Annotated in this window: 21 protein-coding genes and 1 riboswitch; of the genes, 6 read left to right on the top strand and 15 right to left on the bottom strand. The window is 73.3% G+C overall.

Going from position 1 to position 22,163, the window contains the following annotated elements; genetic code table 11:
- Positions 1–89 precede the first annotated feature (89 nt).
- Positions 90–896: a lysophospholipid acyltransferase family protein gene (locus tag OHT52_RS23550; RefSeq protein WP_328722163.1), complete on the bottom strand. Its 807-nt coding sequence runs from the start codon at positions 894–896 to the stop codon at positions 90–92.
- A gap of 224 nt (positions 897–1,120) precedes the next feature.
- On the opposite strand from OHT52_RS23550, the gene OHT52_RS23545 reads away from it, so the two are divergent.
- Together OHT52_RS23545 and OHT52_RS23540 are read left to right on the top strand one after the other, a co-directional pair.
- Complete coding sequence (locus tag OHT52_RS23545; protein WP_328722162.1) at positions 1,121–1,900, top strand: alpha/beta hydrolase; 780 nt, start codon at positions 1,121–1,123, stop codon at positions 1,898–1,900.
- Positions 1,893–2,573 (top strand): hypothetical protein, encoded by a 681-nt coding sequence (locus OHT52_RS23540; RefSeq protein ID WP_328722161.1) that lies wholly within the window; start codon positions 1,893–1,895, stop codon positions 2,571–2,573. The genes OHT52_RS23545 and OHT52_RS23540 overlap by 8 nt, the downstream gene beginning before the upstream one ends.
- A 71-nt stretch (positions 2,574–2,644) precedes the next feature.
- On the opposite strand, the gene OHT52_RS23535 is transcribed toward OHT52_RS23540, so the two are convergent.
- The 6 genes from OHT52_RS23535 to OHT52_RS23510 form a co-directional block, all read right to left on the bottom strand.
- Entirely contained in the window at positions 2,645–3,424 is a 780-nt protein-coding gene (locus tag OHT52_RS23535; RefSeq protein WP_328722160.1) for an endonuclease/exonuclease/phosphatase family protein, read from the bottom strand.
- Positions 3,425–3,500: 76 nt separating this feature from the next.
- Positions 3,501–4,442, bottom strand: a complete 942-nt coding sequence (locus tag OHT52_RS23530) for an ROK family glucokinase (protein ID WP_266703447.1) — start codon at positions 4,440–4,442, stop codon at positions 3,501–3,503.
- A gap of 74 nt (positions 4,443–4,516) precedes the next feature.
- Complete coding sequence (locus OHT52_RS23525; RefSeq protein WP_328722159.1) at positions 4,517–5,008, bottom strand: DUF5304 domain-containing protein; 492 nt, start codon at positions 5,006–5,008, stop codon at positions 4,517–4,519.
- A 101-nt stretch (positions 5,009–5,109) separates the two neighbouring features.
- On the bottom strand, positions 5,110–6,351 hold the full coding sequence (locus OHT52_RS23520) for an ArsA family ATPase (protein WP_328722158.1): 1,242 nt from the start codon (positions 6,349–6,351) through the stop codon (positions 5,110–5,112).
- Positions 6,352–6,355: 4 nt separating this feature from the next.
- A complete protein-coding gene (locus OHT52_RS23515; RefSeq protein WP_328722157.1) occupies positions 6,356–6,805 on the bottom strand; it encodes an SRPBCC family protein in 450 nt (149 codons plus the stop codon).
- 117 nt (positions 6,806–6,922) lie between these two features.
- Positions 6,923–7,729 (bottom strand): metallophosphoesterase family protein, encoded by an 807-nt coding sequence (locus OHT52_RS23510; protein WP_328722156.1) that lies wholly within the window; start codon positions 7,727–7,729, stop codon positions 6,923–6,925.
- Between the two features lie 275 nt (positions 7,730–8,004).
- Here OHT52_RS23510 and OHT52_RS23505 point away from each other — a divergent pair, with 275 nt between their 5' ends.
- Positions 8,005–9,801: an AMP-dependent synthetase/ligase gene (locus OHT52_RS23505; protein ID WP_328722155.1), complete on the top strand. Its 1,797-nt coding sequence runs from the start codon at positions 8,005–8,007 to the stop codon at positions 9,799–9,801.
- A 73-nt stretch (positions 9,802–9,874) separates the two neighbouring features.
- On the opposite strand, the gene OHT52_RS23500 is transcribed toward OHT52_RS23505, so the two are convergent.
- Positions 9,875–11,017 carry a glycosyltransferase family 4 protein gene (locus tag OHT52_RS23500; protein ID WP_328722154.1) on the bottom strand — a complete coding sequence of 381 codons (1,143 nt, stop codon included), beginning with the start codon at positions 11,015–11,017 and terminating at the stop codon, positions 9,875–9,877.
- A 160-nt stretch (positions 11,018–11,177) separates the two neighbouring features.
- On the opposite strand from OHT52_RS23500, the gene OHT52_RS23495 reads away from it, so the two are divergent.
- A complete protein-coding gene (locus OHT52_RS23495; RefSeq protein ID WP_328722153.1) occupies positions 11,178–12,416 on the top strand; it encodes a glycosyltransferase 87 family protein in 1,239 nt (412 codons plus the stop codon).
- Here OHT52_RS23495 and OHT52_RS23490 read toward each other — a convergent pair.
- From OHT52_RS23490 to OHT52_RS23470, 5 genes are all read right to left on the bottom strand, one after another.
- Entirely contained in the window at positions 12,392–13,666 is a 1,275-nt protein-coding gene (locus OHT52_RS23490; protein WP_443046810.1) for a hypothetical protein, read from the bottom strand. The two genes, OHT52_RS23495 and OHT52_RS23490, sit on opposite strands and share 25 nt — an antisense overlap.
- 25 nt (positions 13,667–13,691) lie before the next feature.
- Positions 13,692–14,753 (bottom strand): C40 family peptidase, encoded by a 1,062-nt coding sequence (locus tag OHT52_RS23485; RefSeq protein ID WP_328722151.1) that lies wholly within the window; start codon positions 14,751–14,753, stop codon positions 13,692–13,694.
- 244 nt (positions 14,754–14,997) lie between these two features.
- Entirely contained in the window at positions 14,998–16,023 is a 1,026-nt protein-coding gene (locus OHT52_RS23480) for a C40 family peptidase (RefSeq protein ID WP_328722150.1), read from the bottom strand.
- A 323-nt stretch (positions 16,024–16,346) separates the two neighbouring features.
- On the bottom strand, positions 16,347–17,708 hold the full coding sequence (locus OHT52_RS23475; RefSeq protein WP_328723866.1) for an NYN domain-containing protein: 1,362 nt from the start codon (positions 17,706–17,708) through the stop codon (positions 16,347–16,349).
- Between the two features lie 36 nt (positions 17,709–17,744).
- Complete coding sequence (locus tag OHT52_RS23470) at positions 17,745–17,987, bottom strand: hypothetical protein (protein ID WP_266703465.1); 243 nt, start codon at positions 17,985–17,987, stop codon at positions 17,745–17,747.
- A 188-nt stretch (positions 17,988–18,175) separates the two neighbouring features.
- On the opposite strand from OHT52_RS23470, the gene OHT52_RS23465 reads away from it, so the two are divergent.
- Positions 18,176–18,928 carry a rhomboid family intramembrane serine protease gene (locus OHT52_RS23465; protein ID WP_328722149.1) on the top strand — a complete coding sequence of 251 codons (753 nt, stop codon included), beginning with the start codon at positions 18,176–18,178 and terminating at the stop codon, positions 18,926–18,928.
- Positions 18,925–19,206 carry an Lrp/AsnC family transcriptional regulator gene (locus OHT52_RS23460; protein WP_328722148.1) on the top strand — a complete coding sequence of 94 codons (282 nt, stop codon included), beginning with the start codon at positions 18,925–18,927 and terminating at the stop codon, positions 19,204–19,206. Before OHT52_RS23465 ends, OHT52_RS23460 begins: the two co-directional genes overlap by 4 nt.
- 87 nt (positions 19,207–19,293) lie before the next feature.
- Here OHT52_RS23460 and OHT52_RS23455 read toward each other — a convergent pair whose 3' ends face one another.
- The gene (locus tag OHT52_RS23455; RefSeq protein ID WP_328722147.1) at positions 19,294–20,694 is read right to left on the bottom strand and encodes an aminotransferase class V-fold PLP-dependent enzyme; all 1,401 of its coding nucleotides are present in this window, start codon (positions 20,692–20,694) and stop codon (positions 19,294–19,296) included.
- Positions 20,695–20,865: 171 nt separating this feature from the next.
- Positions 20,866–20,983: riboswitch (SAM riboswitch) on the bottom strand.
- 82 nt (positions 20,984–21,065) lie between these two features.
- Positions 21,066–22,130 carry an anthranilate phosphoribosyltransferase gene (gene trpD, locus OHT52_RS23450; protein ID WP_328722146.1) on the bottom strand — a complete coding sequence of 355 codons (1,065 nt, stop codon included), beginning with the start codon at positions 22,128–22,130 and terminating at the stop codon, positions 21,066–21,068.
- Between the last annotated feature and the right edge of the window lie 33 nt (positions 22,131–22,163).

Genomic DNA, 22,163 nt, shown 5'->3' with positions numbered 1-22,163 from the left:
CCGGCCGGACCTTCCTTCCCCGCCTCTGCCGCGGGCCCCTGCCGCGCCGCGGGCTACAGGCCCACCGGCCGCCCGCCCGCGACCGCACGCTACGGTGCGGGCGGTCGCCCCGTCGAACGCTGCTTCTCGTCCCGCGCCGCCTGCTTCTGCTCCAGCGCCGTCCGCTTCTGGTCCTGGGCGGCGTGCTTCTGTTCCTGGGCCGCCGCTTTGGCCTCGTCGGCGATCCGGCGCTTGGCGGCCGTCGCGTAGACGTCCACGTACTCCTGGCCGGAGAGCCTCATGATCTCGTACATGACCTCGTCCGTCAGTGAACGCAGGATGAACCGGTCGCCCTGCATCCCCTGATAGCGGGAGAAGTCCAGCGGTTCGCCGATCCTGATGCCGGGACGCAGCAGCTTGGGAATGACCTGGCCGGGCGGCTGGATCTTCTCCGTGCCGATCATCGCGACCGGGATGACCGGGGCGCCGGTGGCCAGCGCCACCCTGGCGAGCCCGCCGGGCTTGCCGCGGTAGAGGCGGCCGTCCGGCGAGCGGGTGCCCTCGGGGTAGATGCCGAAGAGCCCGCCGTCCTCGACCACTTTGATGCCCGCCCGGATCGCGGCCTCGCCGGCGCCCCTGGCTCCGGAGCGGTCGACGGGCAGCTGGCCGACGCCCTTGAAGAAGGCCGCGGTGAGCTTGCCCTTCACTCCGGGAGCGGTGAAGTACTCGGCCTTGGCGATGAAGGTGACCTTGCGGTCCAGCACGGCCGGCAGGAAGAAGGAGTCGGAGAAGGACAGATGGTTGCTCGCGAGGATCGCCGGACCGGTGAGGGGGATGTTCTCCAGGCCCTCGACCCACGGCCTGAAGGCGAGCTTCAGGGATCCCCCGAGGGAGAAGTGCATCGCGCCGTAGATCAACTCGGGTGCCTCCTGTGTCCTGTGTCACCGACCCTACCCGCGGGCAGGCCGCCGCTGCCGCACGGTGCGGGGCGCAGCCCGGTGCCGGTGGGGCGACGGCCCTGGTCGGTGTCGGCCCGGTCGCGTACGGTGAAGTCATTCTTCTCGCGGGTGCCCCGTACGCCCCCTCGCAAGCCCTCACGCACTCCCCCGCCCGAGCCCAGCCTCACGAACAGGAGTCACCGGTGCCGGTTCTCCCTGGAGCCGAGCCGTTCCGCCACGAGGGCGGAGAGGTCGGCGTCCTTCTCTGTCATGGCTTCACCGGATCACCCCAGTCACTGCGCCCGTGGGCCGACTACCTGGCCGCGCGCGGGTACACCGTTTCGCTGCCGCTGCTGCCGGGCCACGGAACCCGCTGGGAGGACATGGCCGTCACCGGCTGGCAGGACTGGTACGCCGAGGTGGACCGGGAGTTGCGCGTACTGCTCGCCAGGTGTGCGCGGGTCTTCGTCTTCGGCCTCTCCATGGGCGGGGCGCTGGCGCTGCGGCTCGCCGCGCGCCACGGCGACGCGGTAGCCGGTCTGGTGCTGGTCAACCCGGCGAACAAGGTGCACGGCCTGTCCGCGTACGCGCTGCCGGTCGCCCGCCACCTCGTCCGTACGACGAAGGGCCTGGCCGGGGACATCGCGCTGGAGGGCGGGTACGAGGTGGGTTACGACCGGGTCCCGCTGCACTGCGCCCATTCGCTGCGCCGGTTCCTCGCCATCGTCGACACCGAACTCCCGCAGGTGACACAGCCGTTGCTGCTGCTGCACAGCTCGCAGGACCACGTGGTGCCGCCCGCCGACACGGCCCGCGTCCTGGGCCGGGTGTCCTCGCGGGACGTCGAGGAGGTGCTGCTGGAACAGAGTTACCACGTCGCGACGTTGGACCATGACGCGGAGCGGATCTTCGACGAGAGCCACCGGTTCCTCGTCCGTCTCGCATCCGGCGTCGCGGAGAAGGGGAGTACGTCCGGTGGCTGAGCAGGACGCGGATCGCACGGGCAGTGACGAGGAGCGCGAACCGCCGAAGGTGGAGGGGCAGACCGCCGCTCCCGGGATTCCCGGCAGCACGGACGAGGAGCCCCCGCCGGCCGGGACGCGCCCGGACGAGGTGCGCCCGCTGGACGAGGACGCCGCGTGGGCCGCGATCGTCGCGGGTTACGGCGAGGAGCCGCCGGACCCGCCGGGCGCCAAGCCCTTCAAGCCGGTGAAGGACCTCGCCCTGCCGGACGAGGACCTGATCAACGTCACGGACGACGGGGACCGGCCCGCGCCCCCGGCGGACAAGGGCAACGGAAAGAGCGGGCTGGGCAGTTCGGTGGTCTTCGCCCCCGGCGTCGGCGGCCCGCGCGACCATGTGCTGCCGGACGGGGATTCCGGCGGGGGCGACGACGGCGACGCGGAAGGGCACTTCGTGCCGCCGGAGCCGCCGCCGCTCCCGGAGGCCGACGCCGCGTCGAAGTTCGCCTGGCTCGGGGTCGTCGGCTCGCCGGTGCTGATGCTGCTCGCGGTGCTGCTGGGCTGGGAGATGACCTGGTGGCTGACGACCGTGTGCATCGGCGGGTTCCTCGGCGGCTGCGCGACGCTGGTGGCCCGGATGCCCCACGACGACGACGAGGACCTGGGCGACCCGGGGCACGGCGCCGTCGTCTGAGGCCGGCGGACCGACCCGGGCGACCGGTGCCGGGGAACCGCCGGGCCGGTGACGGTCGCCCGCCGGACCGGTCAGGCCGGGTGACCGCCGGACCGGCGCGCCGCCGCGGGCAACCGGAGGGCGGCCAGCACCGGCAGATGGTCGGTGGCCGCCCGCAGATCGGAGTCGTCCACGCCGGGCAGCCCGGCCGGGACCCCGCAGCCGAGGACCTCGATGCCCTCGGTGGCGAGTACGGCGTCGATGCGGCGCACCGGTCCGCCGGAAGGGAAGGTGTGCTCCCCTCCCCAGGGCCGGACCTCCCGGCAGTCCTGGAGCCGCCCGGCGAGCAGCCGGAACGCCCCTCCGGCAGGCTGGTCGTTGAGGTCGCCGCCCACCACCGTGCGCTCCGCGCCCATCGCATCCACCCGCTCCAGCAGCGCCCGGGCCTGGGCGAGGCGTTCGTCCGGCCGCAGGCTCAGATGGCAGCTGACGACGCCGAGCCGGGTCCCGGCGATCCGGACCACGGCCGTGGCGAAGCCTCTGCGGTGCAGCCCGGGGGTGCGCGGCAGCAGGACGTCCTCGGTGCGTTCGACGGTGGCGCGCAGGGAGCAGAGCAGCAGAGGGCCGGCGGCGGTGGCACCGCCGGAGAGGATGACCAGGTCGGTCGCGGCGGCGAGCCGGGCGGCGGCCTTGCGCCAGCGGAAGAAGCGCGGCGCCTCCTGGACGAACACCAGGTCGGGGGCGCAGGCGCGGATGACGCGTGCCAGTGCGGCGGGGTCGTCGCGCATCGAGCGGATGTTGTAGCTGAGGACGCGGACGACGGCCGATCCGTCGTCCTCGGTACGGGAGTCGGGCAGCGGCGTCAGAACCATGCGGGCCACGATACGACGGACGCCCGCCGCGCCCCTGGGGGCACGGCGGGCGTCCGTTCGGATCGTGTGCGGTGGATCAGCCCTGGCGGGCCAGGTCGGCGGCGCCGACCAGTCCGGCCTTGCCGCCGAGCTGGGCGGCGAGGACCTGGGCGTGCGGACGCCACTCGCCGCCGATCAGCCAGCGGCGGAACGACTTGCGGATCGGGTCCAGGACCAGCTCGCCCTCGTCGGAGACTCCGCCGCCGACGATGAAGGCGGACGGGTCGAAGAGGGAGGCCAGGTCGGCCAGGCCCGCGCCGGCCCACCGGGCCAGTTCGCGGAACGAGTCGATGGCCACCGCGTCGCCCTGGCGGGCGGCCTCGCTGATGTGCTTGCCCTCGATGCCCTCGACCGTGCCGTCGCCGAGCGACAGCAGGACGGCGGCGTTCTCCGGGGTCGCGTTGGCGCGCTGCTTGGCGTACCGCACCAGGGCGCGGCCGGAGGCGTACTGCTCCCAGCAGCCCTGGCTGCCGCAGCCGCAGAGCAGACCGTCCGGGACGACCCGGATGTGGCCGAACTCGGCGGCCACGCCGAAGCGTCCGCGCCGCAGCTTGTTGCCGATGATGATGCCGCCACCGAGACCGGTGCCGAGCGTGATGCAGATGACGTCGTCGTGGCCCTTGCCCGCGCCGAAGCGGTACTCGCCCCAGGCCGCGGCGTTCGCGTCGTTCTCGACGACGACGGGGAGGCCGACACGCTGTTCGACCTCGTCCTTGAGCGGTTCGTGGCGCCAGTCGATGTTGGGCGCGAAGAGCACGGTCGCGCGCTTGTCGTCGACGTAACCGGCCGCGCCGATGCCGACCGCCTCGATGGTGTGGCCCTCGCGCGCACCGTCCACGGCCGAGCAGATGGCGTCGACGATGCCCGAGGCCGTCGGCGGGGTCGGTACTTTGAACATCGAGAGGATCTGGCCCTCTTCGTCGACCACTCCAGCCGCGATCTTCGTGCCGCCGATATCGACGCCGATGGTGAGTCCCATGAATCCCTCAGTTCCGGTCGAGCCCCGCTGGGTCAACCGTACCCGAGAAGGCAGCCGGAATTTCCGGCCAGGGCTCAGTCCAGGTCGATGGGTTCACCCGTCGACGGCCCGTCCGAGGGCCGGTCCCGGGGGTCGGACGGGTCGTCGGCGGCCCGTCCGGGCGTGTCGGTGGGGTGGGGGGCTCCGCCGTCGGCGCCCTCGGTGGTCCGCGTCCAGCGGCCCTCCTGGCTCTCGACCGCGGAACGGTAGGCGGCCAGCAGCTCGTTGCCCGCCGCGGCGAGATGGTCGAAGATCTCCGGATTGCGCTCGATGACCGGTTCGACCGCCGACTTGGCCTGCTGGACGACCTGCCGCACCGCGCCCTGGGCCGCGGTACCGAGCAGCGGCGAGGAGAACGAGCCGAGCTTGCCGGCCACCGCGTCGACCAGTCTGCGCAGTTCCTCGGCGGCGGAGGCGGGCGGCGGCCCGTAGGTGGCGCGGCGGCGGGCCTTCTCGGCTTCCAGGTCCTCGGCGCAGGCGTCGGCCCACGCGTCGCCGTCGGCGGGACGATCAGTGGCTTCACTCATGGCGGGCTCCTGCGACGCGGATGACGTACCTCCGACGTTACCCGAACGGAGGTCGTCCGTTCAGGGAGTGCGCGGCCGGAGGGAAGGCGCCGGTCCCGCCGTCAGGGAGTACGCGGCCAGAGCGACGGGTCGGGGGTGAAGCGGACGCGCAGCACACCGTCCCGGAGCGCGGCCCCGGACACGGTGCAGCGGCGGAGCGCGGACTCCAGGCGCACGCTGCGGCGGAAGGGGCCGACGGCGAGGAGGATCTCGTCGCCCCGGCGGACGAGCCGCAGGCCGGACTTGACGGCTCCGGGCAGCGGCAGGCACCAGACGAACCCCTCGTGCCCGTCGGGGCCGTCGGGGGCCGCCCGTTCCGTCCACCAGGGGTCGTCGGCGCGGCCGGCCGGCCGGTCGTCGGGGGCGGGGACACCGAGCAGGTCCAGGTCCTCGGCCCCGCGCGGGTCGTGGCCGAGGTGCGGGGCCTCGTACAGCGCCTCGCGGGACGCTGCGGCCCCACCGCCGGGAGCGGCGGTCTCCGGCGCCCGGTCCTCGTACCAGCGGGCGAGGGTCTTCTCCTGCTGGGCGGCGAGTCCGGCGAAGAAGGGGTCGGCGCTGTGGCGCGGCAGCACCCGGTTGGCGACCAGCAGGTCGGTGCGCAGTCCGTGCAGCGCGAACCCGGTACGGGCGGCGCGCAGGGCCTCCTCGGCGGCGGGTCCCGGCTCCGCGACCAGCCGCAGCGTGGTCGAGCGGTCCCCGATGAGCGCCTCGGCCTCCGCGAGTTCGGCGTCCTTGCGGGCGGCGGCGGCGTACAGCCACTGCGCGGGCATCGGGACCCCGGCGAGCTGGGCCAGCACCGGGCGCAGTGCGCGGGCGGCCTGTCGCTCCTGGGGCAGCAGCCGGCGCAGGTAGCGGCGCAGCTGGGCGGGGAGGGCGAGCAGGGCGATGGCCTCGGTCAGGGGCGGCAGGGCGATGACGAGGGTGTCGTAACCGGCCCGGGACCAGTCGCCGGCGGCGGCCCGGTGCAGGGTGTGCAGGAGTGCGAGTTCGGCGCTGCCGGGGAGTTCGGTGAGCTCCTCGGCGTCCATCCGGCCTGCGCCGAGGAGGTCGAAGACGGTGGCGGCGCGTTCCTGGAGGGCGAGGAGTTCGGCGCGGAAGTGTGCGCCGGAGTCGGTCCGCGCGTGGTCCAGGAGGTGGTCCGCGGCGACGGGTCCGGGGTCGTCCGGGAAGCCGAGGCCACCGGGCACACGGTCGCGGGTGACCAGGAGGGTGCGGCGGCCGGCCCGGGCCGAGGCCCGGGCGGTGGCTGCCGCGACCGTGGTGGTGCCGGCGCCGCCGGGCCCGGTGACCAGGACCGTGCGCACCGGGTCAGCCCTGGGGGGCGGACTCGACGCGCTTCTTCAGACCGGCCAGCGCGCGGTCGATGATGACCTTCTCCGCCTTGCGCTTGATCATGCCGAGGAGCGGGATCTTGACGTCGACGGCGAGCCGGTAGGTGACCTCGGTGCGCTCGCCGCCGGCGAGGGGCTCCAGCGCGTACGTGCCGTCGAGCGCGCGGAGCATCTGGGACTTGACGAGGCTCCAGCTGACCTCGTGGTCGCCGTTCCACGTGTAGGCGAGGACGTGGTCGTCCTTGATGGCTCCGGCGTCGAGGACCAGGCGCACCTGCTCGGCGCGACCCCGGTCGTCGGTGGCCAGCACCTCGGTCTCCTTCACCTCGCCGGTCCATTCCGGGTAGCGGGCGAAGTCGGCGATCACGCTCATCACGTCGGCCGGTGCCGCCTCGATCGTGATGCTCGAGCTGGTGTGTTCAGCCATCGCCGTGGCCCTCCATGCGCTGTGCCGGTCCGTTCTCGGCAGGAGCCTGCCGGGTGCAGGCTATCGCGTGCGGGTGAGCGCCCCGCGCGGGCATCCCTCGCGGGCCACCGCGGGCTTTCACCACTCCAGCGCCCACGGCCTGCCGGTGGAGGCGAAGTGGCCGACGTTGACGCACTCGGTCGCGCCGATCCGCATCCGGCGGGCCAGGGGCTGGTGGACGTGGCCGAAGAGGGCGTACCGGGGGCGGGTGCGGCGGATCGCGTCCAGCAGGGCGCGGCTGCCGCGTTCGAAGCGGCGGGCGACGGTGTCGTAGACGAGTTCCGGCATCTCGGGCGGGATGTGGGTGCAGAGGACGTCGACCTCGCCGACCGCCTCCAGCTTCGCGGCGTACTCCTCGTCGCTGACCTCGAAGGGGGTGTTCATCGGGGTCCTGAGCCCTCCGCCGACGAATCCGAAGACCCGTCCGCCGATCTCCACGCGCTGGCCGTCCAGGACGGTGGTGCCGGGTTTCGCGTACTCGGGCCAGAGGGTGGGGACGTCGACGTTGCCGTACGTGGCGTACGTCGGCGTCGGCATGGCCGCGAACATCTCCGCGTACTGCTTGCGGACCGCGCCGAGGATGGCGGCGTTGCGGTCCAGGCCCGCCCAGAGCTCGCGGCCGAAGTCGCGGGCCTCCTCGTAGCGGCGTGCGGTGCGCAGGGCCACGATGCGGTCCGCGTTCTCCACACCGAAGAGGTCGGGGAAGATGCCGCGCGAGTGGTCGGCGTAGTCGAGGAAGAGCACCAGGTCACCGAGGCAGATCAGGGCGTCCGCGCCGTCGCCCGCACGGGCCAGCGCCTCGGCGTTGCCGTGGACGTCACTGACCACGTGGACGCGGGTCCGGCCGCCGCGGCCCGCCGTCGGCCGCTCTTCTCCTGCACGCATGTGATCACCCTAACCACGGCCCCGTGGCCTGAACAGGGCTTCGGACCTGCGGTTACTTCCGAGTCCCGAGGGCGGTGGTCTAGGGTTCCGGGAACGGCGGCCTCTGTATGTGATGCATAAGACATCTGTCCTGCTCCTCTATCCGGAAGCACTACCGGTGGGTAACGTCCGGGCAGTCCAGTCGTGCTCACCCCACTGAGCACCTGCCAATCGTGGACCGCTTCCGGTGCGTCACACAGAGCCGTGGCACCGGAGCCCGATGAGGAGCAGCAGTCTTGCGCGAGTTCAGCCTTCCGGCCCTGTACGAGGTCCCCACGGACGGCAACCTGACGGATCTCATCCGCCGCAACGCCGCTCAGCATCCCGCCACCGCGGTGATGAGCCGCAAGGTGGCCGGAGTGTGGACCGACGTGACCGCGACCCAGTTCCTGGCCGAGGTCAGAACCGCAGCCAAGGGCCTCATCGCCTCCGGCGTGCAGCCCGGCGACCGGGTCGCCCTGATGTCGCGCACCCGCTTCGAGTGGGTGCTCCTCGACTTCGCGATCTGGACCGCGGGCGCCGTGACCGTACCGGTGTACGAGACCAGTTCGCCCGAGCAGATCCAGTGGATCCTGGGCGACTCCGGTGCCGTCGCGGTGATCGTCGAAAGCGACGCGCACGCCGCGTCGGTCGCCTCCGTACGGGGAGGGCTGCCGGAGCTCAAGCAGGTCTGGCAGATCGACGGGGGCGCGGTCCAGGAGCTGAACGCGGGCGGCGGCGAGGTCTCCGAGGAGACCGTGGACCTGCGGACGACCGCGGCGAAGGCCGACGACCCGGCCACCATCGTCTACACCTCCGGGACCACCGGCCGTCCCAAGGGCTGCGTGCTCACCCACCGCAGCTTCTTCGCGGAGTGCGGCAACATCGTGGAGCGGCTCAAGCCCCTCTTCCGTACCGGTGAGTGCTCGGTGCTGCTCTTCCTCCCCACCGCGCACGTCTTCGGGCGGCTCGTGGAGGTGGCGGCCGTGATGGCGCCGATCAAGCTCGGCTGCGTACCGGACATCAAGAACCTCACCGACGAACTGGCCTCGTTCCGGCCGACGTTGATCCTCGGGGTGCCGCGCGTCTTCGAGAAGGTCTACAACGCGGCCCGCGCCAAGGCGCAGAGCGACGGCAAGGGCCGGATCTTCGACCGCGCGGCGTCGACGGCCATCGCCCACAGCCAGGCGCTGAGCAGCCCCAAGGGCGTCTCCCTCGGACTGAAGCTGCGGCACCGCCTCTTCGACAAGCTCGTCTACGGCAAGCTCCGCGCGGTCCTCGGCGGGCGCGGCGAGTACGCGATCTCCGGCGGCGCCCCGCTCGGCGAGCGGCTCGGCCACTTCTACCGGGGCATCGGCTTCACCGTCCTGGAGGGCTACGGCCTCACCGAGAGCTGCGCCGCCACCGCCTTCAACCCGTGGGACCGGCCGAAGATCGGTACGGTCGGCCAGCCGCTGCCCGGCTCGGTGGTGCGGATCGCCGACGACGGCGAGGTCCTGCTGCACGGCGAGCACCTGTTCACGGGGTACTGGGGCAACGAGGCGGCGACCGCCGAGGCGCTGGCCGACGGCTGGTTCCACACCGGTGACATCGGCACCCTGGACGAGGACGGCTATCTCGCGATCACCGGCCGCAAGAAGGAGATCATCGTGACGGCGGGCGGCAAGAACGTCGCCCCCGCGGTGATCGAGGACCGCATCCGCGCCCACGCCCTGGTGGCCGAGTGCATGGTGGTGGGCGACGGGCGGCCGTTCGTCGGCGCGCTGGTCACGCTGGACGAGGAGTTCCTCGGCCGCTGGGCCGACGAGCACGGCAGGCCCGCCGGTTCCACCGCCCGCTCGCTGCGCGAGGACGCCGAACTGCTGGCGGAGATCCAGCGGGCGGTGGACGACGGGAACGCGGCGGTCTCCAAGGCGGAGTCGGTGCGCAAGTTCCGTGTCCTGGACGCCCAGCTCACCGAGGAGGCGGGGCACATCACCCCCTCGCTGAAGCTGAAGCGGAACGTGGTCGCCAAGGACTTCGCCCACGAGATCGAGTCGATCTACGGCGGCTGATCCCGCCGCGCACGACGGGAGGCCCGTACGCGATCGGATCGCGTACGGGCCTCCCGTCGTGCGCGGCGCCCGGTCAGAGCAGGGTGCGGAGCTTGTCGGCGAGCAGGTCCCAGCGCCACTTCTCCTCGACCCACTCACGCCCCCGCTCCCCCATCCGGCGGCGCAGTTCCGCGTCGCCGAGCAGGGTGACGATCCGGTCGGCGGTGTCCTCGGCGTCGCCGCCGCGCACCACCCAGCCGGTCTCGCCGTCCAGGACCGCGTCGGGCGCCCCGCCCGAGTCCCCCGCCACCACCGGCAGCCCGGTGGCCGAGGCCTCCAGGTAGACGATGCCGAGGCCCTCCACGTCGAGGCCGCCGCGCCGGGTCCGGCAGGGCATCGCGAAGACGTCGCCGGCGCCGTAGTGCGCGGGGAGCTCCTCCCAGGGCACGGAGCCGGTGAAGCGCACGGAGCGGCTCACCCCGGTCTCGGCGGCGAGCCGCTCCAGGTCCTCGGCGTACGGGCCGCCGCCGACGATCAGCAGCACGGTGTCGGGGTGGCGGGCCAGGATCGCGGGCATCGCAAGGATCAGGGTGTCCTGGCCCTTGCGCGGCACCAGCCGGGAGACGCAGACGACCACGGGCCGGTCGGTGAGCCCGAGCCGGGCCCTGACCCGGTCGCCGCCGGACGCCGGATGGAAGGTCTTCTCGTCGACGCCGGGCGGGAGTTGCACCATGCGGGCCGCCGCCTCGGGGGTGAGCGCGGCGGCGATCCGGGACCGGGTGTACTCACCGAGGTAGGTGATCGTGTCGGTGCCCTCCCCGATGCGGCGCAGCAGCTGCCGGGAGGCGGGCAGTTGGGCCCAGCCCGCCTCGTGGCCGTGGCTGGTGGCGACGAGCCGGCGGGCCCCGGCCCGGCGCAGCGCGGGGGCCATCAGGCCGAGCGGGGCGGCGGCGCCGAACCACACGGAGGCGCAGCCGTGCTCCCGCAGCAGCCCGGCCGCGCGGCGGGTGACCCGGGGGGTGGGCAGCAGCATCGTCGTGCGGTCCCGGACCACGGTGAAGGGCTGTTCGGCGTCGAAGTCGGCGGTGGCCCGTACGCCCTCCTCGGTCCGCTTCCAGGTGGAGGCGTAGACGACGAGCTGTCCGGGGTCCAGCCGCAGCGCCATGTTGTGCAGGAACGCCTGGATGCCACCGGGGCGGGGCGGGAAGTCGTTGGTCACGATCAGGGTCTTGTCCATCGCCGCCGACAGTAACGGACGCCCGGCGCGTGACGGACCGCCACCCGGAGCGGTACGTCCCCCGGCCGCCGGGTCCGGGAACGGTTCCCGGCCGCGCCTGAGTCCCGCGCGAGGCGGCGCCCGGCATCATGGCTCCGGACGACGGACCCTTGGGAGCGCCATGACGGGACGGGCCGGCACGGTGGCACTCCTCGCTGTCTGGGTGCCGACCAGGGCGACTCTGCTGCTCTGGGTGCTGAAGGTGGCCACCGCGCCGGGTCTGGACGTCACCGTGGACGTCTCGGTGATCTACCGGGGCTGGTACGACGTGCTGCGCACCGGGGTCTTCCCGCCGGGCGACCTCACCTGGCAGTACCCGCCGGCGGCGGCGCTGCCCGTCCTGGCCCCCGCGTTGCTGCCGTTCCTGGAGTACGCGACGGCGTTCTCCGTGCTCGTGCTGGTCTGCGACGCGTTGGTGCTGGGCGTGCTGGCGCGGGCGGGCTCCCGGCCGGGGGCGCGGCGCGCGGGCGCCTGGGTCTGGGTGGCGGGAGTACCGCTGCTGGGCCCGACCGTCTACGCCCGGTACGACCTGATGGTGGCGGCGGTCGCGGTGGCGGGGCTGCTGGCCGGGGTGCGGCGCCCGAGGGTGCTGGGGGCGCTGGCGGCGTTCGGGGCGCTGCTGAAGGTGTGGCCGGTGCTGGTGCTGCTGGGGACCGCCCCGGGGCGGGTGACCCGGCGTGCCTGGTCGGCGGCGGTGGTGGTGGCCGGGGTGGTGGCGGCGGGGTTCTGGCTGGCGATGCCGGGTGCGTTCGGGTTCCTCGCCCATCAGCGGGACCGGGGCACCGAGATCGAGTCGCTGGGCGGGCTGGCGCTCCATCTGGCCCGGCGGTCCGGCTGGCCGGGACGGATCGAACTGTCCTACGGCTCGATGGAGTTCCTCGGGCCGGGGGTGGGCCTGGTGTCGTCGCTGGCGCTCTGGCTGAGCGTGGCGGGGTTCGGCTGGCTGGTGGTGTGGCGGCTGCGGGCGCGTACGTTCGCGGCGCACACCGCGGCGGACGCGGCGTTCACGGCGGTGCTGCTGTTCACGACGACGAGCCGGGTGATCAGCCCGCAGTACCTGGTGTGGCTGGTCGGGCTGGCCGCGGTCTGCCTGGTCCTCCCGGGCAGCCGGATGGGCCGGCCCGTGTGCCTGGTCCTGCTGGCCTGCCCGGTGACCTTCCTGGAGTTCCCGCTCGGCTTCGTGCACGTGGTGGCGAGCGACGGCACGGGCGTGGCCCTGCTCCTGGTGCGGAACGGGCTGCTGGTCGCCGCGGCGGTGATCGCGGCGGCGAGGCTGTGGCGCGCGGCTGGACCGGTGGCCGCGGAGGAGGCGGTCGGACCGGCTGCCCGGGTGCCTCAGCCGAGCCGGTCGGCGAGGTAGTTCCGCCAACGGGTGGTGAACTCCCGCTCGCCGATGCCGAGGACCTTCTCCATCGCCGTGTCCACCGCCCCCCCGCGTCCGTCGTGGGCCCCCACCTCCCGGTAGAGCTCCCTGAGCGCGTCCTCGCCCCACTCCCCGGCGATGAGCGCGCAGGCGAGCCAGCCGCCCTCGTACGCCCGCGCCAGCTCGTCCGCGTCCCGGTCGAAGGCGAAGTCGTCGTCCAGGGGCAGCGCGGCGGGCAGGTCCCGGGCGCGGACCGCGGTGACGAGTTCGGGGGCGATCTCACCGGCCGTACGGTCCTCCTGCCGGTACGCGGCCCAGTCGGCGAACCCCTCGGAGAGCCAGAGCGGGGTGGCCGCCGTGGTGGTGGTACGGGTCGCCACGTGCGTGGTCTCGTGGGTGAGGACGACCCTGCGGCCGAAGGTGCCGAGGGTGGCGTACGCCTCCGGGTTGACGACGACCCGGTCCGCGAGGCCCGGGTGCCCTTCGCCGTCGGAGACCGCGCCGGTAGTGACCGCGGCTATCCCGCGGTAGCTCCCGTCCGCCGAGCCCAGCAGCTCCGCCATGTCCCGGGTGGAGGCGGGGACGAGGTAGACCACCCGCGCCGCCCAGGTGTCCGGCCAGGCGGTGGAGACGGCCGGGACCGCCTCGTCCGCGGTCTCCGCGATCTCGCGGAGCTCCTTCGCCGGGCGGCCGACGCCGAGGACCAGGCTGTGGGTGCCGTGCACCGCGACCACCTTGCCCTGGTCCCACAGCGGTACGGCCGCGCCCTTCGCGGGCCGGTCCGCCGTGAGGTACCAGGACCCGGCGGAGCCGTCCCGGGCGAGCTCCACGGTGCGGCGGGCGGTCGCGGGCGCGGTGTCGAAGCCCGCGACGCGGTAGTCCAGCTCGACGTCGGCGCTGGCCCGGTCGGCGCCCCGCGCGGTCACCGCCTTCACGGTGTACGTCCAGGACCGCAGGGGCACGTCCGCCAGGGCGGCCAGCGTGGTGCGCTGGGCCGTGCGCAGCGCGGTGGCGTCCGGGTCGACCACGGCCAGGTAGGCGGCGGTGTCGTGGTGCAGCACGGCGGCGGCCCGCCGGTCCAGGACCGTGGTGATCTGTCGGGCGGTGGCGGCGTCGGCGGTGCGGTGGGGGGCGGCGCACCCTCCGGCGGACAGCAGCCCGGCGACGAGCAGGCCGACGAGCGGGGCGCCCGCCGCACGCCGGGTGCGGGGGCGGCCCCGCCGCGCGTCGGACCGGGGTGGCGCCAGTTCTGCCATTGCGCCGATCGTACGGTCAGACGCGGGTGACCGAGGAGACGGGCATCATGCCGACGGGGTCGAAGCGGACCTGGGCACCGGGGTACGGGGCGTGGATGACCTGGCCGTTCCCGGCGTACATGGCGATGTGGCTGGCGTCCGCCCGGTAGGCGACGAGATCCCCGGGGCGTGCCTGGGAGAGCGGCACCATGCGGCCCGCGTACCGCTGGGCCTGGGAGGTGCGGGGCAGGCTCACGCCCGCGCGGGCGTAGGCCCACTGCATGAGCCCGGAGCAGTCGAAGCTGCCCGGGCCGTTGGCTCCCCAGACGTACGGGCTGCCCAGTGCCTGCTGGGCGGCGGCCAGGGCGGCCAGGGCTCTGGCCGAGCCCGGAAGGCTTCCGGTGGCCGCCCGCAGGGCCTCCGGGCCCCCGGAGCCGCCCGGGCCGGGGGGACGGCCGGAGCGGGACGCGTGGTCGTCGAGGGCGGCGCGCTCCTCGGGGGGAAGGGCGGCCAGCAGCCTGCGGGCCTCGGCGAGCTTGGTCTCGACGGTGTGCTTGTGGCGGGCCACGGCGGCTCGGCCGCGTTCCAGGTCCCGCAGGTCGTCCGCGGCCTCGGCGCGGATCTGCTCCATCTTCTGGCGGGTCCGGCGGAGCTTGTCGAGCACGAGCGACTGGCGCTCGCCGAGCCGGTCGAGGGTGGCGGCCCGGTCGAGGTAGGTGTCCGGGTCCGAGGAGAACAGCAGCGCCAGGGCGGGATCGAGGGATCCGGCGCGGTACTGCGCCCCGGCGACGGCACCGAGGCCCCCGCGCATCTCGTTGAGGGCGGCCTGGGTGCGGGCGGCGGCCTCCTGGGCCCGGTCGACCTTCTCGCGGAGGCGGTCGGTGTCCTCGCCGGCCCGGTTGAACTTCTCGGTGGCCCGCTCCGCCTCGCCGTACAACTGGTCGACGCGGGCCCGGGTGGCCTCCCGGTCGTGCGCCGGTTCCGCGCTCGCGGGCGCCCCGGTGAGGCCGGCGGCCGCGCTCGCCGCGGCGGCGGTCAGCACCGTGGCGCGGACGCCCCGGTTGAGGCCGGACTGGGTGGGACGGCGATGGGACGCCACGGGCCGTGCTCCTTCCGCTGCGCGCGTACGCACGCGGCCCCCTGCCGCCCGGGCCGGGCGGGCCGACGGACGGGGGCCGCACAGCAGACAGACAGTAATCGTCCGGTTGCACGACGGCCAAGGACCGGAACGGCCGCGCGGGGGGCCGAAACGGCTCCGCCCCGGCGGTGACCTCGGTCTCCGTCGGGGCGGGGCGTCGTGCGGGGGCGTACCGATTCGCCCGTTCGGGCGTCGGGCCGGTGCGTCAGATGCGGACGCCGACCTGGAAGCTGCCGATGGTGTCCATCGACTCGTAGCGGACGTACGCGCCGGGGTGCGGGGCGTGCAGCACCGTGTTGTCGCCCGCGTAGAGGGCGACGTGCTCGGTGTTGTTGAAGAACACCAGGTCGCCCGGCTTCAGCGAGCTGCGGCCGATCTGCGTGCCCTGGTTGATCTGGGTGTACGTGGTGCGGGTGATCGCGACACCCGCCTGCGCGTAGGCCCACTGCGTGAGGCCCGAGCAGTCGAACGAGCTGGGGCCCGTGCCGCCGGAGACGTACGGCTTGCCGATCTGCGTGGCGGCGTTGGCGAGGGCGGCGGCGCCGAGGGCGGAGGCCGGGACCTCGTTGCCCAGGTCGACTCGGGTGCCGGCGGAGCGGCTGGCGCGCGCGTCGTCGTCGGCCATTTTCTGCCGCTCGGCGGCGGTGAGGGTGTTCAGCAGGGCCCGGGCGTCGGCGAGCTTCTTCTGGTACTTCTTCTTGTTCGCGCCGAGGGCGTCGCGGACCTCGGAGAGCTCGGAGAGCTTCGCCTCGGCCTCCTTGCGCTCCTGGGCGAGGCTGCGCTGCTTGGCCTGGATCTTCTCCAGCGACTCGGTCTGCTTGGCCGTCAGCTGGTCGAGCGCGGAGGCCTGGTCGAGGAAGGTGTCCGGGTCCGAGGCGAGGAAGAGCTGCACGGAGGGGTCGATGCCGCCGGAGCGGTACTGCGCGGTGGCGATCGAACCGAGTTCGCCGCGGAGGCTGTTGAGGTCGGCCTGCTCGCGGGCGACCTTGTCCTGGAGGGCGTCGACCTCCTTCTCCAGCTTCTCCTGCTGCTCCTTGGCCCCGTTGTACTTCTCGGTGGCGGCCTCGGCTTCGGCGTAGAGCTTGTCGACCTTCTCCTTGACCTCGGCCTTGGTCGGCTTCGGGTCGGCGTGCGCGGCCTGGGCGGACAGGGCCACGGCGGCCGCCGCGGTCGCGGTGAGCACGGTCACACGGGCACGGCTCGGCTGCTTGGGTCGACGGTGGGACGCCACGAAGGCGAGCTCCTTCTTCCTCAGAGCCGCCTACCAGACCGGAGGGGAAACACCCGGAACGACCCGGCTCCGCACACTTCACGGACTCGGCGGTTCCTTCGCCGCCACCCCGAATGAGTGATCAACCGTGCGAAGGTTCGAGGCATGACCCTAGTGACCAAGCTGTGATCAGTTCAAATCCTTCCCGGAAGAACTTCGTCACACCCGGCACTTTCCCACCCTCGACGCACCGCGAGCGGCCAGGAGTTGACGGTACGTTTCTCCGAATCCGGCCGCGTGCGGCATGCCACGCCAAACCGGCCCTCACGGACCGCGGACAGCCCTCAGACGCGCGAAAGCCGCTTCAGGAGCAGGGCGGAAGCGACGGGCCGGGCACCGGCCTTGGCCACTCCGTCCGCCACCTCCCGGTCGGTGGAGACCACCACGACGGGCCGTCCCGGCGGTTCGGCACGGGCCAGTTGACGGATCAGCTCGTCGGCCGTCACCCCCGCCTTGCTGAAGAGCACCCGGACCCCCCGCGGCGGCGCGAGCAGCACCGGCACGGCGAGCTCCGCCCCGTCGAACACACAGGTCATCTCGGCGCCCGTCTGCGCGGCGAGCATCGAGAGCCCGCCCAGCAGCCGCAACCGCTGCTTCTCCAGCGGCATCTGCGGATAGCCGGTCTTCGTGACGTTGTAGCCGTCGACGATCAGGTGCGCCTGCGGCAGGGCCAGCAGCTGGTCCAGCAGCGCCGGGTCGGTCTCCGACAGCGCCCTGGCGGCGATGTCCTTGGGCGACATCCGGCCCGGCTCGACCGCGTCCACCCCGTCGGCGGGGCGGGACGTCGCGGGCGGCAGCGCGAGTTCGCGGCGCAGCCCCGCGGCGGCGTCGAGCACGGTGTCCAGCAGCAGGCGCAGCCGCATGTCCTCGACCGAACGGCCCTCGCGGGCGGCTCTGCGGCCCGTCTCCACGGCCGTCTCGGCCTCCGCCAGGCGCGTTTTGAGCCGGCGGTTCTCGCTCTCCGCCTGGGAGACCTGGGCCGCCGTCTCGGCGCGTACGGCGTCCGCCTCGGCTGCGGCCCGGCGTACCGCGGCCTCGCTGCGCTTGACCTCGCTGAGGGCACTGCGCAGCTTGCGGTGGAGCGACTCGGACTCCTTGCGCGCGGCGTCCAGTTCGGCGCGGAGCCGCTCGGTGTCGGTCTTCGTCTGGTCGCGCGCGTGCGCCAGTTCCTCGCGCAGGCGTTCCGTCTCGCGCCGGGTCTCGTCGTCGGCGCGCTCCGCGCTGGCCCGCTGGACCTCCTCGCCGGCTGCCTGCACCAGCTTGACCCAGCCGACCGGGCGGAGCACGTACGCGGCGGCGGCGACGTCCACCGGATCGGCGGCGGCCGGCGGCGCGCCGGCCTCCAGGGCGCGGGCCAGCTCGGGCTGGGCGGCGGCGATCCGCTCCCCGATGCGCCCGCGGAAGCGCGCGTCGCCCTCCAGGGCCGCGGCCATGGCGTTCCCGGCGAACTTCGCCCGCCTGGTCGGGGTGAAGCGGGCGTACTGACGCAGCTGGGCGGGCAGCTCTCCGACCGTCAGACCCCCGAAGGCGTCCGAGACCAGTGCGACGACCCGCCGCCGCACTCCCTCGGGCAGCGGGCGGTCGAGCGCCTCGACGGCGCCGTCGGCCCCATCGGCCGGATCAGCGCCGTTGGTCGGCTGCTCCACCATCCGTCACCCCATCGTGTCTGTGGTGCGACTCCGTCAGGAGTCGGCACCTGGCCTGTCCACCAGTTCGATCTGATCCACCGCGTTGCACCAGCGGCAGCGCACCGATTCGATCGTCTCACTGACGACCTCCCGCTCCTCGACACTGGCGTCACCGGCCAGGTCGAGGTGGATGTACTCCACCACCTTCGACGACCTCGTCACGTCGAAACGAGTGAGGTTCCCGCAGAGCGTGCAGCGCCAGCGGGTCGCGTCGGTCGGCTGGGGAACCGTCGTCATCGTGCCGTCCTCTTTCGTCGTCGGGGCCTGGTGCCGTCCCGGACCGAGCCCCGTCCTGTCCTGCCTCAAGGATCTCGCGGTGCGCCGTCGAACTGCGGTGTCCTGGGGCAACCCTACGGCCTCGCACCCCACCACCGGCACGGCGAGGCGGCCCGTACCGTTCCGTCCCGGTACGTCATGCTCCGTACATGATCGAACGGCGTGGCAGCGACCCTCTGGGCGCGGTACGGAGACTCCGCCTCCCGGCGGCGGCGGGCGACGCCCCCGTCACGTACGGCCTCATCGCGGTGTGCTGCCTGGTCTTCGTGGTCAGCCCGGTCTCCGGCCTCGGCCCGTCCTACGCCACCGCCGACGCGGCACTCGCCGCCCAGGCCGGATACTTCGAGCGCTGGGGCGTGATCCCGGCGGAACTGTGGGGCGGCCCGGCGCACGCGTGGCTCACCCCGTTCACCGCCCTCTTCGTGCACGGCGGCTGGCTGCACCTGCTGGGCAACATGCTCTTCCTGCACGTGTTCGGCGCCATGGCCGAGGAGCGGATGGGCCACCTCGGCTTCGCCCTCTTCTACACGGGCTGCGGCTGTCTGACCCTCGTCGTCTACGCGGCGGCGTACTCCGGCTCCGAGCAGACGCTGGTCGGGGCCTCCGGCGCCATCTCGGCGGTGCTCGGGGCGTTCCTGCGCCTCTTCCCCCGGGCGCGGGTCACCAGCATCTTCCCCTTCCTCCTCTTCCTGCCGCTGCGCTTCCCGGCCTGGATCGTGCTCCTCTTCTGGTTCGTCCTCCAGTGGCTGGCCGCCCGGAGCGCGGGGAGCGGTCCGGGCGTGGCCTACCTGGCACACGTGACGGGGTTCGGAGCAGGATTCGTCCTGGCCCGGGGGCCCCACCGGCGTGGGGCTAGAGTGAAGACACCAGCCACGGCCACCGAGGGAGAAAGCCAGCCGTGATCACCGCGATCGTGCTCATCAAAACCAGCGTCGACCGGATTCCGGAGATCGCGGAGTCCATCGCGGCGCTCGACAGCGTCAGCGAGGTCTTCTCGGTCACCGGCACGTACGACCTGATCGCCATGGTCCGGGTGGCCCGCCACGACGACCTCGCCGAGGTCATCCCCGGCAAGATCAGCAAGATCCCGGGCGTGGAGGCCACCGACACCCACGTGGCCTTCCGTACGTACTCCCAGCACGACCTGGAAGCCGCGTTCGCCATCGGCCTCGACGCGTAACCACCGCTTACGGAGCGGTCCTCGGCAGCACTTCGGCCGGGGACGGGCAGCTGCCCGTCCCCGGCCGAAGTGTTACCGGCATCGCCGTCAGATCTGCGCGGCGCCCCGGTCCGGGACGCAACGGCCGCCCTCGGTGCGGTACTTCCACTGGGCACCCTCGCTCACCAGCTCGCCGACCGCGCGCACGAACCGGTCCACGTGCTCGTCCGGCGTACCGGCGCCGAAGCTGACGCGGATGGCGTTCAGGGAGCGCTCGCCCGGCTCGGCCTCCGGCGCGCCGCACTCGCCCGGGTCCTGCGGGTCGCTGCCGAGCAGGGTGCGGACCAGCGGGTGGGCGCAGAACAGGCCGTCGCGGACGCCGATGCCGTACTCGGCGGAGAGCGCGGCGGCGAAGTGGGAGCTGTTCCAGCCCTCCACCACGAAGGAGATGACGCCGACGCGCGGGGCGTCGTCGCCGAAGAGCGAGAGCACCTTGACCTGCGGCACCTCGGCGAGGCCCGTGCGGACCCGGGCGACCAGTCGCTGCTCGCGGGCGACCAGCTTGTCGAAACCGGCCTCGGTCAGGGCCTTGCAGGCGGAGGCGATGGAGTAGACGCCGATGACGTTGGGCGAACCGGCCTCGTGGCGGGCGGAGGTGGTGTGCCACTCCACGTCCACGCCGCCGTCGGTGCGCCGGGCGACCTTCTTCGAGGCGCCGCCGCCGGCCAGGTAGGGCTCGGAGTCCTGGAACCAGTCGGCGCGCCCGGCGAGGACGCCGGAGCCGAAGGGGGCGTAGAGCTTGTGACCGGAGAAGGCGACCCAGTCGACGTCGAGTGCGGCGATGTCCACCGGGTGGTGCGGGGCGAGCTGGGCGGCGTCCAGCACGATGCGGGCACCGTGCGCGTGGGCGGCGGCGGCCAGTTCCTTGACCGGCCACAGCTCGCCGGTGACGTTGGAGGCGCCGGTGACGCAGACGAGGGCCGGACCGTAGGGGTTCCGGTCGGCGAGCGCGCGCTCCAGGGTCTCGACGGCCTGCTGCGGGGTGCGCGGCGCGTTGAGGTAGGTGACCCGGGCGTCCCGCCAGGGCAGCAGCGAGGCGTGGTGCTCGGTCTCGAACACGAAGACCTCGCAGTCGGCCGGGATCACGGCCGCGAGCAGGTTGAGCGAGTCGGTGGTCGAGCGGGTGAAGATCACCTGGTCGCCGGGGCGGCAGCCGAGGAACTCCGCGACGGTGGCGCGGCTGTTCTCGAAGAGGTCGGTGGAGAGCTGCGAGAGGTAGCCGGCACCGCGGTGGACGCTGCCGTAGTACGGCGCGTAGGCGGCCACGTCGTCCCAGACGCGCTGGAGGGCCGGGGCGCTGGCCGCGTAGTCGAGTGCCGCGTAGGTGACCTCGCCGCCGGTGACGAGCGGGACGGTGACGTCCTTGCCGAGCACCGGCAGCGGGGCGGTGTCCGCGTCGAAAGCGGCGGAGGAATCGGGGGTGTTGAGGGCAGCAGAAGACACGGACATGACGAACTCCCGGAGTACACAGGCGAATTCACCGGGCCGGCGGGTACGCGGCAGCACGGTGCGAAGAGAGGAGAGGGGTGCGGAGAAGGGCGTTGCGCCCTATCGCATTCGCTTGCTCACAAGAGGCTCCCTAGGGACCAGGACCCCGGGGGTTGGCATCGAATGCCGAGGGGCCCGCGCTTGCCGCAGACCTCGCTGCCTGCGGCCTGGTCTTCACCCGGGGCACCCCGCCACGGACGGAGGGTTGCCGGACAGCGGGCCGGGGCCGTAGTCGCTGTCACTCATGACCTGCCAGCATCTTGCCACAGGTGCCGGTGAACGCAAGGGCGCGGTCCGCATCGCGGACCGCGCCCCTTCTTCACACGTGCACGTCAGGCGTTGCTGGCCGCCACCCAGCGCTCCAGCGCGCGGTGCGCGGACCCGGAGTCGATGGACTCGGCGGCGGCCTCGATCTTGGCGCCGATCTGCTCGGTGAGGGTGCCCTCGCCCGGGTCGAGCGCCACGAGCGCCGCCGCCGAGTTCAGCAGCACCGCCTCGCGCACCGCACCCTTCTCGCCGTCCAGCACCCGGCGGGCGACGTCCGCGTTGTACGAGGGGTCGGCGCCGCGCAGCGCCTCGACCGGCACCAGTTCCAGCCCCACGTGGCGCGGGTCGAAGGCCTCCTCACGCACCTCGCCGTCCCGGACCACCCAGACCCGGGAGGTCGCGGTGGTGGTCAGCTCGTCGAGCCCGTCGTCGCCGCGGAAGACGAGCGCGGAGTTGCCGCGCTCGGCGAGGACACCGGCCACGATGGGCGCCATCCTCAGGTCGGCGACCCCCACGGCCTGGGCGCGGACGTGGGCGGGGTTGGTGAGCGGGCCGAGGATGTTGAAGGTGGTCTGGGTGCCGAGTTCCTTACGGGCCTTGGCGGCGTACCGCAGGGCCGGGTGGAACTTCACCGCGAAGCAGAAGGTGATGCCCGCCTCGGCCGCCACCTCGGCGACCCGCTGCGGGGTCAGCTCCAGGTTGACGCCGAGCTTCTCCAGGACGTCGGAGGCACCGCTGGCCGAGGAGGCGGACCGGTTGCCGTGCTTGACGACCTTGGCCCCCGTGCCGGCGATCACGATCGCGGACATCGTGGAGATGTTGACCGTCTTCGCGAGGTCGCCGCCGGTGCCGACGATGTCGACCGAAGGGCCGGGCACCTCGATGGTGCGGGCGTGCTCGTACATCGCGCGCACCAGGCCGCTCACCTCGGCGACCGTCTCGCCCTTGGCGCGCAGCGCGATGGCGAAGCCCGCGATCTGCACGTCGGTGGCGTCCCCGCTCATGATCCGGTCCATGGCCCAGGCGGTGTCGTCCGCGCCGAGGTCCTGGCCGCGCACCAGGGACGTCAGTACGCCGGACCAGGAACGGTCCGCCGCGCTGTCGCCGCCGTTCGGGGTCGCCACGTTCATGGTCCGCTCCAAGAATCCACAGCCGGAAAGGGG

This window comes from Streptomyces sp. NBC_00247, assembly GCF_036188265.1.
Lineage (GTDB): Bacteria > Actinomycetota > Actinomycetes > Streptomycetales > Streptomycetaceae > Streptomyces.
The sequence above is the reverse complement of the archived record's forward strand: the minus strand, read 5'-3'. Positions and strand labels throughout refer to the sequence as shown.

Bases quoted from the DNA above. Each gene is read 5' to 3' on its own strand.
- OHT52_RS23535 (WP_328722160.1), bottom strand. From the start codon at position 3,424: ATGGTTCTGACGCCGCTGCCCGACTCCCGTACCGAGGACGACGGATCG.
- OHT52_RS23530 (WP_266703447.1), bottom strand. From the start codon at position 4,442: ATGGGACTCACCATCGGCGTCGATATCGGCGGCACGAAGATCGCGGCT.
- OHT52_RS23525 (WP_328722159.1), bottom strand. From the start codon at position 5,008: ATGAGTGAAGCCACTGATCGTCCCGCCGACGGCGACGCGTGGGCCGAC.
- OHT52_RS23515 (WP_328722157.1), bottom strand. From the start codon at position 6,805: ATGGCTGAACACACCAGCTCGAGCATCACGATCGAGGCGGCACCGGCC.
- OHT52_RS23510 (WP_328722156.1), bottom strand. From the start codon at position 7,729: ATGCGTGCAGGAGAAGAGCGGCCGACGGCGGGCCGCGGCGGCCGGACC.
- OHT52_RS23500 (WP_328722154.1), bottom strand. From the start codon at position 11,017: ATGGACAAGACCCTGATCGTGACCAACGACTTCCCGCCCCGCCCCGGT.
- OHT52_RS23495 (WP_328722153.1), top strand. From the start codon at position 11,178: ATGACGGGACGGGCCGGCACGGTGGCACTCCTCGCTGTCTGGGTGCCG.
- OHT52_RS23470 (WP_266703465.1), bottom strand. From the start codon at position 17,987: ATGACGACGGTTCCCCAGCCGACCGACGCGACCCGCTGGCGCTGCACG.
- OHT52_RS23465 (WP_328722149.1), top strand. From the start codon at position 18,176: ATGATCGAACGGCGTGGCAGCGACCCTCTGGGCGCGGTACGGAGACTC.
- OHT52_RS23455 (WP_328722147.1), bottom strand. From the start codon at position 20,694: ATGTCCGTGTCTTCTGCTGCCCTCAACACCCCCGATTCCTCCGCCGCT.
- trpD (WP_328722146.1), bottom strand. From the start codon at position 22,130: ATGAACGTGGCGACCCCGAACGGCGGCGACAGCGCGGCGGACCGTTCC.